The organism is Paraburkholderia terricola (assembly GCF_900142195.1).
Lineage (GTDB): Bacteria > Pseudomonadota > Gammaproteobacteria > Burkholderiales > Burkholderiaceae > Paraburkholderia > Paraburkholderia terricola.
Genome location: NZ_FRAB01000007.1, coordinates 189208 through 204847, shown reverse-complemented (window position 1 = coordinate 204847; position 15640 = coordinate 189208). Strand labels below are relative to the sequence as shown.

The 15640-nt window shown below is 64.5% G+C and carries 14 protein-coding genes; 9 read left to right on the top strand and 5 right to left on the bottom strand.

Going from position 1 to position 15640, the window contains the following annotated elements; genetic code table 11:
• Positions 1 to 33: 33 nt before the first annotated feature.
• Positions 34 to 648, bottom strand: a complete 615-nt coding sequence (locus tag BUE39_RS08850; RefSeq protein WP_073428269.1) for a glutathione S-transferase — start codon at positions 646 to 648, stop codon at positions 34 to 36.
• Positions 649 to 809: 161 nt separating this feature from the next.
• Between BUE39_RS08850 and BUE39_RS08845 the strand changes: the two genes are divergently transcribed.
• Positions 810 to 1739, top strand: coding sequence for a LysR substrate-binding domain-containing protein (locus tag BUE39_RS08845; protein ID WP_073428268.1), 930 nt, complete (start codon positions 810 to 812; stop codon positions 1737 to 1739).
• A 53-nt stretch (positions 1740 to 1792) separates the two neighbouring features.
• Here the strand turns inward: BUE39_RS08845 and BUE39_RS08840 are convergent, their stop codons facing one another.
• The gene (locus BUE39_RS08840; RefSeq protein ID WP_073428267.1) at positions 1793 to 2188 is read right to left on the bottom strand and encodes an acyl-CoA thioesterase; all 396 of its coding nucleotides are present in this window, start codon (positions 2186 to 2188) and stop codon (positions 1793 to 1795) included.
• A gap of 319 nt (positions 2189 to 2507) precedes the next feature.
• On the opposite strand from BUE39_RS08840, the gene BUE39_RS08835 reads away from it, so the two are divergent.
• On the top strand, positions 2508 to 4397 hold the full coding sequence (locus tag BUE39_RS08835; RefSeq protein WP_073428266.1) for an ABCB family ABC transporter ATP-binding protein/permease: 1890 nt from the start codon (positions 2508 to 2510) through the stop codon (positions 4395 to 4397).
• A gap of 67 nt (positions 4398 to 4464) precedes the next feature.
• Here the strand turns inward: BUE39_RS08835 and murU are convergent, their stop codons facing one another.
• Together murU and BUE39_RS08825 are read right to left on the bottom strand one after the other, a co-directional pair.
• The gene (gene murU / locus BUE39_RS08830) at positions 4465 to 5178 is read right to left on the bottom strand and encodes an N-acetylmuramate alpha-1-phosphate uridylyltransferase MurU (protein WP_073428265.1); all 714 of its coding nucleotides are present in this window, start codon (positions 5176 to 5178) and stop codon (positions 4465 to 4467) included.
• Between the two features lie 3 nt (positions 5179 to 5181).
• Positions 5182 to 6270 carry an aminoglycoside phosphotransferase family protein gene (locus BUE39_RS08825; RefSeq protein WP_073428264.1) on the bottom strand — a complete coding sequence of 363 codons (1089 nt, stop codon included), beginning with the start codon at positions 6268 to 6270 and terminating at the stop codon, positions 5182 to 5184.
• A gap of 222 nt (positions 6271 to 6492) precedes the next feature.
• Between BUE39_RS08825 and BUE39_RS08820 the strand changes: the two genes are divergently transcribed.
• From BUE39_RS08820 to rsmA, 4 genes are all read left to right on the top strand, one after another.
• Positions 6493 to 8859 (top strand): LPS-assembly protein LptD, encoded by a 2367-nt coding sequence (locus BUE39_RS08820; RefSeq protein ID WP_073428263.1) that lies wholly within the window; start codon positions 6493 to 6495, stop codon positions 8857 to 8859.
• A 73-nt stretch (positions 8860 to 8932) separates the two neighbouring features.
• Entirely contained in the window at positions 8933 to 10297 is a 1365-nt protein-coding gene (locus tag BUE39_RS08815) for a peptidylprolyl isomerase (protein ID WP_073428262.1), read from the top strand.
• Between the two features lie 5 nt (positions 10298 to 10302).
• Entirely contained in the window at positions 10303 to 11313 is a 1011-nt protein-coding gene (pdxA, locus tag BUE39_RS08810; RefSeq protein WP_073428261.1) for a 4-hydroxythreonine-4-phosphate dehydrogenase PdxA, read from the top strand.
• 108 nt (positions 11314 to 11421) lie between these two features.
• Complete coding sequence (gene rsmA / locus BUE39_RS08805) at positions 11422 to 12294, top strand: 16S rRNA (adenine(1518)-N(6)/adenine(1519)-N(6))-dimethyltransferase RsmA (protein WP_073428260.1); 873 nt, start codon at positions 11422 to 11424, stop codon at positions 12292 to 12294.
• A gap of 93 nt (positions 12295 to 12387) precedes the next feature.
• Here rsmA and BUE39_RS08800 read toward each other — a convergent pair whose 3' ends face one another.
• Complete coding sequence (locus BUE39_RS08800) at positions 12388 to 13323, bottom strand: DMT family transporter (RefSeq protein ID WP_073428259.1); 936 nt, start codon at positions 13321 to 13323, stop codon at positions 12388 to 12390.
• Between the two features lie 287 nt (positions 13324 to 13610).
• Here BUE39_RS08800 and BUE39_RS08795 point away from each other — a divergent pair, with 287 nt between their 5' ends.
• The 3 genes from BUE39_RS08795 to BUE39_RS08785 all read left to right on the top strand — a co-directional run bounded on the left by BUE39_RS08795 (position 13611) and on the right by BUE39_RS08785 (position 15638).
• The gene (locus BUE39_RS08795) at positions 13611 to 14732 is read left to right on the top strand and encodes a porin (RefSeq protein WP_073428258.1); all 1122 of its coding nucleotides are present in this window, start codon (positions 13611 to 13613) and stop codon (positions 14730 to 14732) included.
• 87 nt (positions 14733 to 14819) lie between these two features.
• Positions 14820 to 15206, top strand: a complete 387-nt coding sequence (gene gloA / locus BUE39_RS08790) for a lactoylglutathione lyase (RefSeq protein ID WP_073428257.1) — start codon at positions 14820 to 14822, stop codon at positions 15204 to 15206.
• 33 nt (positions 15207 to 15239) lie between these two features.
• Complete coding sequence (locus BUE39_RS08785; protein ID WP_073428256.1) at positions 15240 to 15638, top strand: DUF4440 domain-containing protein; 399 nt, start codon at positions 15240 to 15242, stop codon at positions 15636 to 15638.
• The last annotated feature ends 2 nt before the right edge of the window (positions 15639 to 15640 follow it).

Here is a 15640-nt window from a genome sequence, read left to right as displayed (position 1 = left end):
GGCGAGCGCGGTCGAGCGCTCGCCGCGACACGCTCATACCGGGGGTGTGCTCACGAATTCCGGCAGTTGCTCGGCGCGCGCGGCGAACGCCCGCAAGCGCGGATGGTCCGCTGCGCTGACGATCTGCGGCAACATCATCTGCGTGAAACGCCAGGCCACGGCCACCGTGACGTCGGCCGCGCCGAAGTGATCGGCCTCGATCGGCAGCGGTGCCGCCGCCACTTCCTGCTCGAGTTCGCCGTAGGCCGCGAGCATTTGCGAGCGCACGCGCTCCATCCAGGGCTCATGCTGCTTATCCGCCGGGCGCAGATTGCGTTCGTAGACGATCTGCACGGTCTTGTCGCACGCGGCAAGCGCGAGCCCCGTGAGACGGGCGGCGCGCAGGCAGGCGTCCGGGCGCGACGGGAAGAGCCGTTGCTCCGGCCCGGCGAGCGTCGCGAGGTACTGAAGAATCACCGTCGAATCCATCACGCTCTGGCCGTGGTCGGCGATCAGCGTGGGCGCCTTGACGACCGGGTTGATTCTCGCGAACTGGTCGTAGGTGCTGAACACGGAGATCGACTGGTGCTCGAAGTCGAGCTTCAGCAATTTGAGGCAGATCGCGACGCGGCGCACGTAAGGCGAATCGAGCATTCCGATCAGTTTCATCGCATTTCCCGTTAGAGGATCTATCATTGCGCGCCTCGGTTCGCAGCACTGCGGCTAGCCGGTCAGCGGCGGTGACGGTGGCGCATCGAACCGATAGCTTAAGCATCTCTTCGCGCCAAAAAAAGCGACATTATTCGACGGTTTACGTCAGAATTTCTTACATGAAACCCATCCCGCCTTTAACCGCGCTTCGCTGCTTCGAAGCCGTCGCCCGCTTGGGCGGCGTGACTCAGGCCGCGCGCGAGTTACATGTCACGCATTCGGCGGTGAGCCAGCAAATCAAGGTGCTGGAAGAGTCGATGGGGGTCGCGCTGTTCGTGCGCGAGGCGCGCGGCCTGCGGCTCACCGAGGAAGGACGTTTCTACGCGCTCGAAATCCGCGCGGCGCTGCGCGACATCACGCAAGCCACGCGCCGCGCGCAGGCGCGTCCGCACGAAAGCGAACTGGTGATCGCGACCTTGCCGTCGTTCGCGCAACATTGGCTCGTGCCGCGTCTCGCGAGCTTTCGCCATGCGCATCCTTACTATCGGGTCCGTTTGCTGACGAGTTTGCAGATCGAGGACTTGCGCCAGGGCGTGAGCGACATCGGCATTCGCATGGGCCAGGGGCACTGGCCGGACGTCGCGCAACAGAAACTGTTCGACGACGAGATGGTGGTGGTTGCCGCGCCGCATTTCGCGCTCGCGCCGAACGGCCGCTTTCCCGTCAGCGCCGAGGACGTGATCGCCTGCCCGCTGATTTCAAGCCCCGACGCGCCGTGGGCGCCGTGGTGTCAAGCGGCCGGGGTGGCGGAGCCGGACGCCGAAGCGGTGGTGCTGTCGTCGAACGATTCGAACATCGTTCTCGGTGCAGTCCTGCTCGGGCAGGGCGTGGCGCTCGAACGGCGCAGCCTGGTCGCGCATGCGCTGGCGCGCGGCGAACTGGTGCAGATCACTGAGATTCGCGTGCCCTACCGGTATCCGTATTGGCTGGTGTGGCAGCAGCGCGAAACCCTCGATGCCAGGCAGGCGCATTTCGCGCAGTGGATCGAAGGGCAGGTCGACGCCTATTTGCGTGACAGCGGCTCGCCTTTGTCGATTGCCGTGAAGTAGCTTCGCGCTTCGCGCGCTGGTTCGTGCAGCGCGAGCCTCTTTGCGCGAGCCGCTCAGTCCAGCACCGGCAGCGCGCGCGGACGGCGGTCGCTGTCGGTGGCGACGTAGGTCAGGGTCGCCTCGGTCACCTTCACGACATCTTGCGTCAGGCTCATACGCTGCGCGTAGACCTCGACCGACACCGTCACCGACGTGTTGCCCGTCTTGACGATATCCGCGTAAAAACTCAGCAGATCGCCGACGAACACCGGCTGCTTGAACACGAACGAATTGACCGCGATGGTGGCGACCCGCCCGTTGGCGCGGCGGCTCGCCGGAATGGAGCCGGCTATGTCCACCTGAGCCATGATCCAGCCGCCGAACACGTCGCCATGGACATTCGCGTCCGACGGCTGCGGCACGACGCGCAGCGCGCAAGGCTTTTGCGGGAGTTGCGGAAGATCGGTCATCGGGACACCCTTGAAAACGTATGTGGCTCGGTCGGCTCGACCGGCAGGCGGGGATTCACGACAACGGTACGACACGGCCGTGGGGCACGACCGCGCGGCCAACGTGAACGATGGGCCGGACAACCCGTGGAAAGCGGCGCCAGCCGGCTTCTGCGACAATGGAAAGACTAGGAATTGTACGGGAAAGCGCCCAGCCGGGTCGCGCGACAAAAACCAGTGTGACGGGCCGGGAGGCCGCGTCCGCTGGGTCACTCAAGTGTCGTCGCGCGCGCCGTTCGCTGCGAACTCCGTCGCTTCCACACTCTCCCCAGCCGATCCCATGCGCCGCACGCCCTCGTCCGAACCCTCGCCGATTTCCACCCAGCCGCGCAACGACTGGCAGACGATCCTGTCGCTGCTGCCGTATCTCGCCACGTACAAATGGCGCGTCGCGTTCGCGCTGAGTTGCCTGATCGGCGCGAAGATCGCCAACCTCGGCGTGCCGATCGTGATGAAGCGGATCGTCGACAATCTCGCCTCGGTGCAGCATCTCACCACGCTTGGCCGCGCGCAGGATTCGCCGGGTATCGTGCTGCTGGGCGGCGTCGGCTTGCTGGTGGTCGCATATGCGGTGGTGCGGCTCTCCACCTCGCTCTTCACCGAGTTGCGCGAGATCCTGTTTTCGAAAGTGACCGAAAGCGCGGTGCGCCAACTTGCGCTGAAGGTGTTCCGCCATTTGCATGCGCTGTCGCTGCGCTTCCATCTCGAACGGCAGACGGGCGGCATGTCGCGCGACATCGAGCGTGGCACGCGCGGCATCACGCAACTCATTTCGTATTCGCTGTACAGCATTCTGCCGACGCTCGTCGAAGTCGGTCTCGTGCTTGGTTTTTTCGTCGTCAAATACGAGGCGTATTACGCGGTGGTCACGTTCATCGCGCTCGCCGTGTACATCGTTTTCACGGTGAAGGTCACCGAATGGCGCACGCATTTTCGCCGCACGATGAACGATCTCGATTCGAAGGCGAACTCGCGCGCGATCGATTCGCTGCTTAACTACGAGACCGTGAAGTACTTCGGCAACGAAGAGTGGGAAGCGCAGCGCTACGACGAAAACCTCAAGCGCTACCGCACGGCGGCGATCAAGTCGCAGCGCTCGCTGTCGGCGCTGAATTTCGGTCAGCAGGCGATCATCGGCACGGGGCTCGTGTTCATTCTGTGGCGCGCGACCGAGGGCGTGATGGCCGGGCGTCTCACGCTCGGCGATCTGGTGCTGATCAATACGTTCATGTTGCAGCTCTATATTCCGCTGAACTTTCTCGGCGTCGTGTATCGGGAACTGAAGCAAAGTCTCACCGACATGGACCGCATGTTCACGCTGCTCGGCGCCGCGCGGGAAGTGCCCGATCTGCCGAACGCGCCGGCGTTGAAGGTGAGCGGCGCGCAAGTGCGCTTCGAGCATGTGAACTTCGCGTATGAGCCGGCGCGGCAGATTCTGTACGACGTGAGTTTCACGATTCCTGCCGGCACCACCACGGCGGTGGTCGGTCATAGCGGCTCGGGCAAATCCACGCTCGCACGGTTGATGTTCCGCTTCTACGATCTGGACCGCGCGACGGGTGGCGCGATCACCATCGACGGTCAGGATATTCGCGACGTCACGCAGGATTCGCTGCGCGCGTCGATCGGCATCGTGCCGCAGGACACCGTGCTGTTCAACGACTCGATCTATTACAACATCGCTTATGGCCGGCCGTCGGCGACACGCGAGGAAGTGATCGCGGCGGCGCGCGCGGCGCACATTCACGAATTCATCGAAGGCTTGCCGAAAGGGTATGAGACGCCGGTCGGCGAGCGCGGGTTGAAACTGTCGGGCGGCGAGAAGCAGCGGGTCGCGATTGCGCGGACCATCCTCAAGAACCCGCCGATCCTGCTGTTCGACGAAGCGACCTCCGCGCTCGATTCACGTTCGGAGCGCGCCATTCAGCACGAACTCGACCAGATCGCCCGCGAGCGCACGACGCTGATCATCGCGCACCGGCTGTCGACGGTGGTGCACGCACAGCAGATCATCGTGATGGATAGAGGGCGGATCGTCGAGCGCGGCACGCACGCCGAATTGCTGCGCGCGAACGGCCTGTTCGCGCAGATGTGGGCGTTGCAGCAGCAACGCGCGGCAGAGACGCCGGAAACGGTGAGCGCGATCGACGCGGGCGAAGGCGGGCGTTGATTTACTGCTTTCCGGTGCGGGCTTCTCGGTGCGGGCTTCTCGGTGCGCGCTTTTCAGCGAGTATTTCTCAGCGCCCGTTCAAACGCTCATCCAACGCGTGCAACTGCGCCGGCGTGCCGACGTTTTCCCACAAGCCTTCGAATAACTCGCCGCTCGCCAGGCCGCGCGCGATCGTCTCGCGGTAGTACGGCCTGAGCGCGCGCCGCGTGCCGCGCGGCAGATCGCGAAACATGCGCGTGTCGTAAAGGCCGATATTGCCGAACGTGAAGCGCGGCTGTGCATCGAGCGAGAGCGCGCCGCCGACCAAACCGAAGTCGCCTGCCGGATGAAACGCCGGGTTCGGCACCATCACCAGATGCATGCCCGGCTCGGGCATTGCCGCGAGCCGGGCAGCCGGTGCGTTCAACGCGGCGTAATCGTAATCGGCGTATACGTCACCGCTGACCGCGACGAATACTTCGCTAGCGCCGTGCTCTTCGAGCAGCGGCAAGGCCTGCACGATTCCGCCCGCCGTTTCCAGCGCTTCGTGCTCGGCCGAATAGCGCAACTGGACATGCCAGCGCGAGCCGTCGCCGAGCGCGGCTTCGATCCGCTCGCCGAGCCATGCATGGTTGATCACGATGGTTTGAAAGCCGGCGCTCGCGAGCCGTTCGATCTGCCACACGATCAGCGGCTTGCCGCCCACCTCGAGTAAAGGCTTGGGGCACGCGTCGGTCAACGGACGCATGCGTTCGCCGCGGCCCGCGGCGAAAATCATCGCTTTCTTCAGGGGCATCGTCATCGGTCAGAAGGTGTAGCCGACTTCATTCGCGCGGCCTTCGAGATCGTCGAGCAGCTTCGCGAACGGACGCAGCGGCGCATAGCGTTCAGCCACCTTGCGCGCATAGCCGATGAAACGCGGCAGATCCTTCATGTAATGCGGCTTGCTGTCGCGATAGTTGATCCGGCAGAACAGGCCCAGCACCTTGATGTGCCGTTGCAGGCCCATCCATTCGAGCTGACGGTAGAACTCGCCGAAGTCGGGGTCGACCGGCAGGCCGGCTTTTTTCGCGCGCTCCCAGTAGTACACGAAGCAATCCAGTTCGAACTCTTCGTCCCAACTGAGGAACGCGTCGCGCAGCAGCGAGGCCACGTCGTAGGTGATCGGGCCGTACACCGCGTCCTGGAAGTCGAGCACGCCCGGATTGGGTTCCGCGATCATCAGATTGCGCGGCATGAAATCGCGCAGCATGAACACTTGCGGTTGCGCCCGCGCGCTCGCGATCAGCAGCGCGAAGGTGCGATCGAGCAGCCCGCGGGTTTTTTCGTCGACCTCGCGACCCAGGTGCCGGGCGATGAACCATTCCGGCATCAACTCCATCTCGCGGCGCAGGAAGGCTTCGTCGAATGGCGGCAGCACGTTTTCACGCGACGTGAGCTGCCAACGGATCAGCGCATCGAGGGCGTCGCGCATCAGCGTGCGGGCGCGGCGCGGCGCGTTGGTGTCTTGCGCGTCGCGCGCATCGTCTTGCGCGCCGGTCAGCGCGCTCAGATAAGAGTCGGTGCCCAGATCGGTGACGAGCATGAACCCGGCCTCCAGATCGAGCTCCAGCACGCGCGGCACATGCACGCTGGCCGCGTCGAGCAACTGCGCGATCTGCGCGAACTCGCGGCACTTTTCGGGCGGAGGCGCATCGACGGCGATCAGCGTGCCGATGTCGTCGCCTTCCGCCGCCTTACCGGCGAGCCGGAAATAGCGGCGAAAACTGGCGTCGGACGAGGCCGGGGCGAGCGTCTCCAGCACGAGCGCATAGCGCGCCGCATGGCCGTGCAGCCAGGCCTTGAGCAGTTCGAGGCGGGTATCTGTAAAGTCTTTGGAAGGGGGCAGCGTCATGAAAACCGGCGGCAAATTCAGGGGGGCAACGTCTTGCCATATAATACCCCACGACTTTTTTGACGCGACTCACGCCAGCTTTTCGCGTATTCCGCTTTGCCGCCCGCCTCACCGTTCGACCGATTGTAAATTTGATGTGCAGCCGACTGTCACGGTCGTGGTGCGCAGGCGGTGGATCGTGACTACGAAAGCTGACGGACGGGCCGATTCGCCAAACGATACATGCCGCCTAGACAGCTTTCCCATACGATTCCCTCTTGTGCCTTAGTGCCACGCAAAAGGCGGCTCGTCGCGGCGTTGATCGCCGTTCCGGGCCTGATGCCCGCGCTTGCGCACGCCCAGTTGGTTGGGGAAGCCGCGCAGCCGCAACCGATCGACGCACCCTGGGGCATGCGGCTCGCCCCGCAGCTCGAAGAACACCCGTTGCCGGCTGGCCAGAAGCCGGCCACGTTCGTGCTTGGCGACAGCACCAGCGGCACGACGGACCAGGACATGGCCGCCAAGGGCTCGGCCGAAGTGCGCCGCAATACCGCGGTGATCAAGGCCGACGCGCTGCATTACGACCAGGACACCGACATGGCCGACGCATACGGCCAGGTTCGCGTGATCAACAACGGCAACTCGTTCGCCGGACCGGAAGCGCATCTGCGTGTGGATTCGAGCGAAGGCTACATGTCCGCGCCGAAGTACCGCTTCAACATCACGGGCGGCTCGGGCAGCGCGGAGCGCGTCGATCTGCTCGACAACGAGCGCTCGGTATTTACGAAGGGCACCTACACCGCCTGCGCGTGCGCGGACGATCCCGCCTGGTACATCAAGGGCAGCGAATTCGATTTCGACACCGGCGCGGACGAAGGCGTCGCCTATAACAGCGTGCTGTTCTTCCAGGGCTTGCCGGTATTCGCGTCGCCGTGGCTGTCGTTCCCGCTTTCGGGCGCGCGGCGCAGCGGCATCTTGCCGCCCACGTTCTCGCTGAGTTCGTCGAACGGCTTCGAACTGTCAGTGCCGTATTACTTCAACATCGCGCCCAATCGCGATCTGACGATCACGCCGCGTGTGATCTCGAAGCGCGGCGTGCAGGTGCAGTCCACGTTCCGTTATCTGTCGCCGACCTACGCGGGCTCGATCACCGGCGAATTCCTGCCCAACGACCGGCTCACCCGCACCAACCGCTACGCGCTGTACATTCAGCACAACCAGAACTTCGGCAACGGGTTCGGCGGCTACATCTACTACAACAAGGTCTCGGACAACACGTATCCGGAAGACCTGTCGTCGTCGGTCAATCAGTTCATGAACGGCACCCAGCTCCTGTATCAACAGGAAGCCGGGTTGACGTACAACAACGGTCCGTGGTCGGTGCTCGCGCGCGAACAGCACTGGCAGACGCTGACGCCGTCCATCGCGCCGTATGGCCGCGAGCCGCAGTTGAACGTGAAGTACGCGAAGTACAACGTCGGCGGCTTCGACTTCGGCGCGGAAGCCGACTACACGAATTTCCGCATCACCACCCAGGACATGACGCAAGGTCAGCGGGTGATGTTCAACCCGTACCTCTCGTATTCGGTGGTCGGGCCGGGCTACTTCGTCACGCCGAAGGTGCAATGGCACTTCGCGTCGTACAACCTGAACAACATTTCGAACGACGTGCCGGCTGGCACGCCGAAGAACTTCAACGAATCGATCCCCACGCTCACCTTCGACACGGGGCTGATTTTCGACCGTTCGGTGCGCCTCTTCGGCCAGGATTACATTCAGACGCTCGAGCCGCGGCTGTACTACGTGTACACGCCGTATCGCAACCAGGCGTCGGCGCCGCTGTTCGACACGGCCGATTCCGACTTCGGGCTGGCGGAGATTTTCACGCCGAACACCTTCGTCGGCAACGACCGGATCGCGGACGCGAACCGTCTGACCGCAGCCATCACCACGCGCTTCATCAACCCGGCCACCGGCGACGAGCGCGCGCGCTTCGTGCTCGCGCAGCAGTACTATTTCCAGGACCAGCGGGTCACGCTGCTGCCGAATCAGACCAGCACGCAGGCCACGCATTCGGACCTGATCGCGGGGGCGTCGATCAAGCTCGGCGCCGGTTTCGCTTCGGAAACCGCGTTCCAATATAATGCCGACAACAACCAGTTGGTGAAGACGAGCATCGGCTTCGGGTTCAGTCCGGGCACCAACAGGGTGATCAACGTCGCGTATCGCTACACGCGCGCGAACACCACGCTGGACAACCAGCCGATCAACCAGGTGCTGATTTCGGGGCAATGGCCGCTGTCGCACCGGGTGTACGGCGTGGGCCGTTTCAATTACGACCTCGGCGGGCATCGGATCGTCGACGGCCTGGTCGGACTGCAATACGACGCCGACTGCTGGACGCTCGGCGCCGGGATTCAGCGCTATGCGAACGGTCTGAACACGTCGTCGCAGCATCAGTCGAGCACGCGGTTTCTCGCGCAGTTGACGTTCAAGGGCTTGTCGACCGTCGACAACGGGCTGATGACCGCTTTCCGCAACAGCGTGGCGGGTTACACGCCGTTGCCGCCGCCGCCGCCGCCGGAAGCGCGCTTCACCAATTACGAATGACGCTGGTCCGACAGCGGTCGTTTATAGAATGCGAAAAGACGGGCCAGGCGCGCCCGACATCATTGGAGTATCTGTGGCAATCATGAAAAAGCTTCGCTTGGCAACACTCGCGGCCGGTCTTGCCGCCGCGGCGTCTTTCCTGTCGGTTGCGCCGGTGCAGGCGCAGGCGCTGAACGGCGGTCGCGGCCAGACGGTCGACACCATCGCCGCAGTGGTCAACAACGGTGTCATCACGCGGCGCGAACTCGACGAGCGCACGAGCCTGATCACGCGCCGGCTGAATCAGCAGAACGCGCCCCTTCCGCCGACGGACCAGCTGCGCCAGCAGGTGCTCAACCAGATGGTGCTCGAACGCATCCAACTGCAAAAAGCGAAAGAAGACGGCATCAACATCGACGACGCCACCGTGCAAAAAACGCTCGAGCGGCTCGCCCAGGCGAACAACCTCACGCTCGACACCTATCGCGCGCGCATCGAGGCGCAAGGCGTGCCCTGGACCACCTTCACCAGCGACGCGCGCACCGAGCTCACGCTCTCGCGTCTGCGTGAGAAGGAAGTGGACAGCAAGGTCACGGTCTCGGACGCCGAGGTCGCGAACTACATCGCCAGTCAGCGTGGCCCGAACGCCGGCCTGACGAGCGACCTGCATATGCAGCACATTTTCCTGAAGGCGCCGCTCAACGCGTCGGAAACCGACATCGAAGCGGCGCAGAAAAAGGCCCAGGCGCTGCTCGCCGAAGCCAAGGGCGGCGCCAACTTCGAAAAGCTGGCGAAGTCGAATTCGCAGGCGCCCGATGCGTCGAAGGGCGGCGATACCGGTTTCGTGTCGCCTTCCAGGCTGCCGCCTGAGTTCGTCAAGGCGGCCTCCGCGCTGCGCCCCGGTCAGGTCAATCCCGATCTGATCCGCACCAGCGACGGTTTCGAAATCGTGCGCCTCGTCGAGCGCCGCGCGGGTCAAGGCGCCGGCTCGGCGGATGCCGTCAAGCTCGTGCAAACGCACGTGCGCCACATTCTGCTGCGCGTCGGCGACGGCATGTCGGAGCCGCAAGCGCGCCAGAAGCTGCTCGAGATCAAGAACCAGATCGCCGCGGGCGGCGACTTCGCGAAGTTCGCGCACACCTACTCGCAAGACGGTTCGTCGTCGCAAGGCGGCGACCTCGGCTGGATCAGCCCCGGCGAGACGGTGCCGGACTTCGAGCGCGCGATGAACAGCCTGCAGGACGGCCAGATCAGCGACCCGGTCCGCAGCGAATACGGTTACCACCTGATTCAGGTGCTGGGCCGTCGCGAATCGGAAGGCTCGGCCGCGCAGCAGATGGACCTGGCGCGTCAGGCAATCGGCCAGCGCAAGGCGGAACAGGCCTACGCCGACTGGCTGCGCGAATTGCGCGACACCGCCTACGTGGAAGTGAAGCCGAACCTCTCGGCTTTGCCATAAGCCTCATGACAAGCGCCGCGCCGTCCGCCAGCCTTCCGTTGCAGATCGCCATCACGACCGGCGAGCCCGCGGGCGTCGGCCCCGAGCTGACGGCGCAGGCGCTGGCCGGCGCGGCAACCCATTGGCCCGGCGCGGAGTTCACCGTGCTGGGCGATGCGGCTTTGCTCGCCGACCGCGCGCGCGCGGTGGGCGTCGACTGGGCCGCGCTGTTGGCGCACGGCAAGCGCGTGCAGGTGCAGCACCGGCCGCTCGGCGCACCTTCGCAGGCGGGCAAGCTGAACGCGGCCAATGGCCGCTACGTGCTCGATCTGCTCGATAGCGCGATCGACGGCGCGATGGCCGGCACCTTCGACGCGATCGTCACCGCGCCGCTGCAAAAAAGCACCATCAACGACGCCGGCGTGCCGTTCACCGGCCACACCGAATATCTGGCCGAGCGCACCCACACGCCGCGCGTGGTGATGATGCTGGCCGGCACCGGCAAGCGTCCGCTGCGCGTCGCGCTGGCTACCACGCATCTGCCGCTCAAGGACGTCTCCGCCGCGCTGTCGGTCGAGGGCATCGTCGAGACCTTGCGCATCGTCGATCACGACTTGCGCCACCATTTCGGCTTGCCCGCGCCGCGCATTCTCGTGACGGGGTTGAACCCGCACGCGGGTGAAAACGGTTATCTCGGCCGCGAGGAAATCGACGTCATCGCGCCGGCCCTGAAGCTCGCGAATGACCAGGGCATCGACGCGCGCGGGCCCTATCCGGCCGACACGCTGTTCCAGCCGCGTTACCTGGACGAGGCCGACTGCGTGCTGGCGATGTTCCACGATCAAGGCCTGCCGGTGCTGAAATACGCGACCTTCGGCGAAGGCATCAACATCACGCTCGGCTTGCCGATCATCCGCACCTCGGTCGATCACGGCACCGCGCTCGATCTGGCCGGCACCGGTCGCGCCGACGCGGGCAGCCTGATCGCCGCGATCGATACGGCGGTGTCGATGGCGCAGCACCGCCGCGCGGGCTGATTCGGCGGCTTGCTGCGCGCGGCCCGTCGTCGCGGGCTCGGCATGCGTCGAGCCATGCGTCGAGCGTGCTCTTTTTCTCAAGCAGTTCTCTTTCTTAGCGTTTCTTCGATGTCCACCAGCAGACAGCAACAGGGCCGGCACCAAGGTCATATCGCACGCAAGCGTTTCGGTCAGAACTTCCTGGTCGACATGGGCGTGATCGATTCGATCGTCGACGTCATCCGGCCGCAGCGCGGCGAACGCATGGTCGAGATCGGGCCGGGTCTCGGCGCGCTCACCGAACCGCTGATCGAACGCCTCGCGACAGCCGAGTCGCCGTTGCACGCCGTCGAACTGGACCGCGATCTGATCGGGCGTCTCAAGACGAAATTCGGCGACCTGCTGCAACTGCATGCGGGCGACGCGCTCGCCTTCGACTTCGGCTCGCTGGCCGCGCCCGGAGATAAAGCGTCGCTGCGCATCGTCGGCAATCTGCCGTACAACATTTCGAGCCCGCTGCTGTTTCATCTGACCGCGTTCGCGCAGCGCGTCATCGATCAGCACTTCATGCTGCAGAACGAAGTCGTCGAGCGGATGGTGGCGGAGCCGGGCACCAAGGCGTTCGGCCGTCTTTCGGTGATGCTGCAATACCGTTACGTGATCGACAAGCAGCTCGACGTGCCGCCCGAAGCCTTCAATCCGCCGCCCAAGGTCGACTCGGCGATCGTGCGGATGATTCCCTACGAACTGCATGAACTGCCGGCCGTGAACGAGCGCGTGCTCGGCGAAGTGGTGACGGCGGCGTTCTCGCAGCGCCGCAAGATGCTGCGCAACACGTTGGCCGCGTTTCGCGATTCGGTGGACTTCGACGCGCTCGGCTTCGATTTGCAGCGTCGCGCGGAAGATGTGCCGGTTGCCGAATATGTGCGCGTGACGCAGGTGGTTCAGGCGCTGCCGTCGCGCGGCGCGGCAGCCGGTGGGAGCGACGCGGACGAAGCTTGAGTTGCCGCGTGCCGTGTCGGTCAGTCACAAACAGGTTCGTTCGAACGAGGCGCGCCATGCGCTTGCCGGCGCACCTGAAAATCTCCTCAGCCCTTAATCGGCAACCCGTTTTGCCGGCGCGTTGACGAGCCCAATGCCGGTCAACACCAGCACCGCCGCCATCAGAAAGCGCAGGCTGAACGATTCGCCCAGCAACAGCACGCCGAAGGTCACGCCGAACAGCGGCGTGAGGAACGAGAACACCGACAGGCGCGACGCGCTATACCGCGTCAACAACCAGAACCACACCAGATAGCTGACGAACGCGACGACCACCGCCTGATACGCGAGGCTCATCACGGCCAGCGGCGTGACGGCTTCGACGCGCGCCTGGCCGAGTCCCAGCGCTAGCGCGAGCAGCACCACCGCCGACACCGTCAGTTGATAGAACAGCGTCTTGCTGGCGCTCGATTGCGCGAGGCGCGTGGCGCGCACGACCACCGTGGTCGCGGCCCAGGCGACGCCGGCCAGCACGCCGAGCGCGTCGCCGGCGACCCCTCGCAGCGTCGAGCCCTGCGCCGGAGGGCCGTGCAGAAAGCCGTCCGCGAACGCCAGCGTCATGCCCGCGAACGCCGCGAAGATGCCGACCCACTGAATCCGCCGCATGCGCTCGCCGTCGACGAACCAGTGCAGGCCGAGCGCCGTGAAGCAGGGCGCGGTGTACAGAAAGACCGCCATGCGCGACGCGCTGGTCAGCGTCAGACCGAGAAAAATGCACACGAATTCGCCGGCGAACAGCACGCCCGCGAGCAGGCCGGCGGCGAGCGTGCCGTCGTCGCGAAAGAGCGGCGTGCCGCGCGAACGCGCCCAGCCCCACACCAGCACGGCGGCGATCGCCGAGCGCAAGCCCGCCTGAAAGAGCGGCGGCAGCGCCGCGTTGGTGCTCTTGATCGCGACTTGCTGGAGTCCCCAGATCGCGCACAAACCGATCATCAGCACGATCGCGAAGCTATCGGGTGCGCGGCGCGCGGGCAGGGCGGTAGTGCTCATGGGGGGATGGCCAAATGAAGGGTCGGTGATTGCTGGCCGTACGATAACAAACCTGCCCGCCGAGCTTCGCGATGACCCCACCGCCCGCGCGTGCTTCGTTCTTCGCCGCCCACGATTCGCGGACTTAACAACACCCACGTCACACTAATTTCTTACCGTCGACGTTTCGCGCTAAGGTTGCGCCACATGCGTTTCGTCGGGTGGACCGTGCGTGTGATGAGTCGATTCGTGCCGCCAAAACCGACGAACCGTATCCGCACAATGCGGAATCCGGACGAGGAGACGAGATGAGCAAGGCAAGGAGGTGGACGGCGATCGTGATGCCCGCGGCGCTGGCGTCGTTGGCTTGCCCGATGGCGCAGGCTCAGTCCAGTGTGACGCTGTACGGCGTGGTCGACGAAAGCGTGCGTTATCTGACCCACGCCAACAAGGCCGGCGATTCGTCGCTCGCGCTCGGCGCCGGCGGCATGACGGAGAGCCGCTGGGGGCTCAAGGGCGTCGAGGATCTGGGCGGCGGCTGGTCGACTTTCTTCAAGCTGGAAAATCGTTTTTATATCAACGGCGGGCAGAGCGACCCCACCTTGCCGTTCTTCAACGAAGCACAAGTGGGCATCCGCTCGAATGCTTATGGCCAGGTGATCATTGGGCGCCAGTACAACCTGATGATCGAAGGCATCTCGGTGGCCGGCTACGGCAGCAATCTCTGGATCCCCTACGATTTCAGCTTCCAGCCGGAAGTGACGATGACCGGCGGTATCTGGACCAGCAACCAGGTGCAGTATCAGGCGCGATATAACGGCTTCAATTTCGCCGCGGGCTACGCGTTCGGCGGCAACGCGGGCAATTCATACGGCAGCCAGATCGGCGCGGCCGCGGCTTATGCGCCGGCGGGCGGTCCGTTCAGCATTGGCGGCGCCTATGAAGTGTCGAAGGATTCGGTCAACGGCTCGGCCGCCACGGCATGGACCTTCGGCGGCGCGTACACGTGGAACAAGACCCGTTTTTCCGCGGGCTATATCGTCAATCAGAACGACGCCGGCTTTTCGACGTTCGCCAACGGGCCGTTCTCCGCGGCCGCGCTCGTGGCGCTGAAGTACACGGACTTTTCGCGGCGCCGCATGATCATGGGCGGCATCACGCAGCAAGTCGGCAATGCATGGCACTTCGCCGCGAACGTATGGCGCACGCTGCAGGACGGCAAGCGCGCCGCGCAGGACGGCTCCGCCTGGCAGTATCAACTGGTCGCCGACTACGACCTCTCGAAGCGCACCGACGTCTATCTGGAAGGCGATTACTCGCTCTATCGGGGCGGTCTGATCGGCGCGCAACTGCAAGGCGTGAACGGCGCGGGACTCGCGCAGAAGGGCACGCAGATCGGCTTGATGGCGGGCGTGCGGCATCGGTTCTGAGCACGCCTCGCGGCGTGTGGCGCGCTGCAGCGCCGCGTGATTCCGGGTACATTGACGGTCTCCATATCACGCAACAGGGAGTGCACAATGCGCCTGCTTCACACCATGCTCCGGGTCGGCGACCTGGACCGTTCCATCGCTTTCTATACCGAACTCCTCGGCATGAAACTGCTGCGCCGTGACGACTATCCCGACGGCAAATTCACGCTGGCCTTCGTCGGCTACACGGACGAGCGCGACGGCACGGTCATCGAACTGACGCACAACTGGGACACGCCGTCCTACGATCTCGGCAACGGCTTCGGGCATCTGGCCGTCGAGGTTGAAGATGCGTATGCCGCATGCGAAAAGATCAAGGCCCAAGGCGGCAACGTCGTGCGCGAAGCGGGCCCGATGAAGCACGGCACCACGGTGATCGCGTTCGTGACGGACCCGGACGGCTACAAGATCGAGTTCATCCAGAAGAAGAAATGACGTAAGACACGCGTCCCTGGCCGAGATCGGGCAATGAATAACAGCAATCCCTACTTCAAGGAACTCGACGACATCCACGTCGAAATCGAGGCTCTGTTCGACGGCTCAGCGGATGACGGTGCGCTCGAGCGCATCATGGCGCGTTTCGCCGAGCCATTCACGTTGATCATGCCGTCCGGTCTCGTGCTGGATCACGCCGCGTTGCGCGAGACCTTCGCGAAGCTGCGCGGCGCGCGTCCCGGCTCGCGGATCAGCATCCGCGATAGGGAGATCGTCGCGGACTATCCGTCGGGCGCGGTGGTGAAATATCGGGAGTATCAGCGCGACAACGCGGGCAACGCGAACGTGCGGCGCTCCACGGCGGTGATGAACCTCGACGCGCACGGCCGGGTGACGTGGCGCCATTTGCAGGAAACGTTCTGCACGGAGTGAGC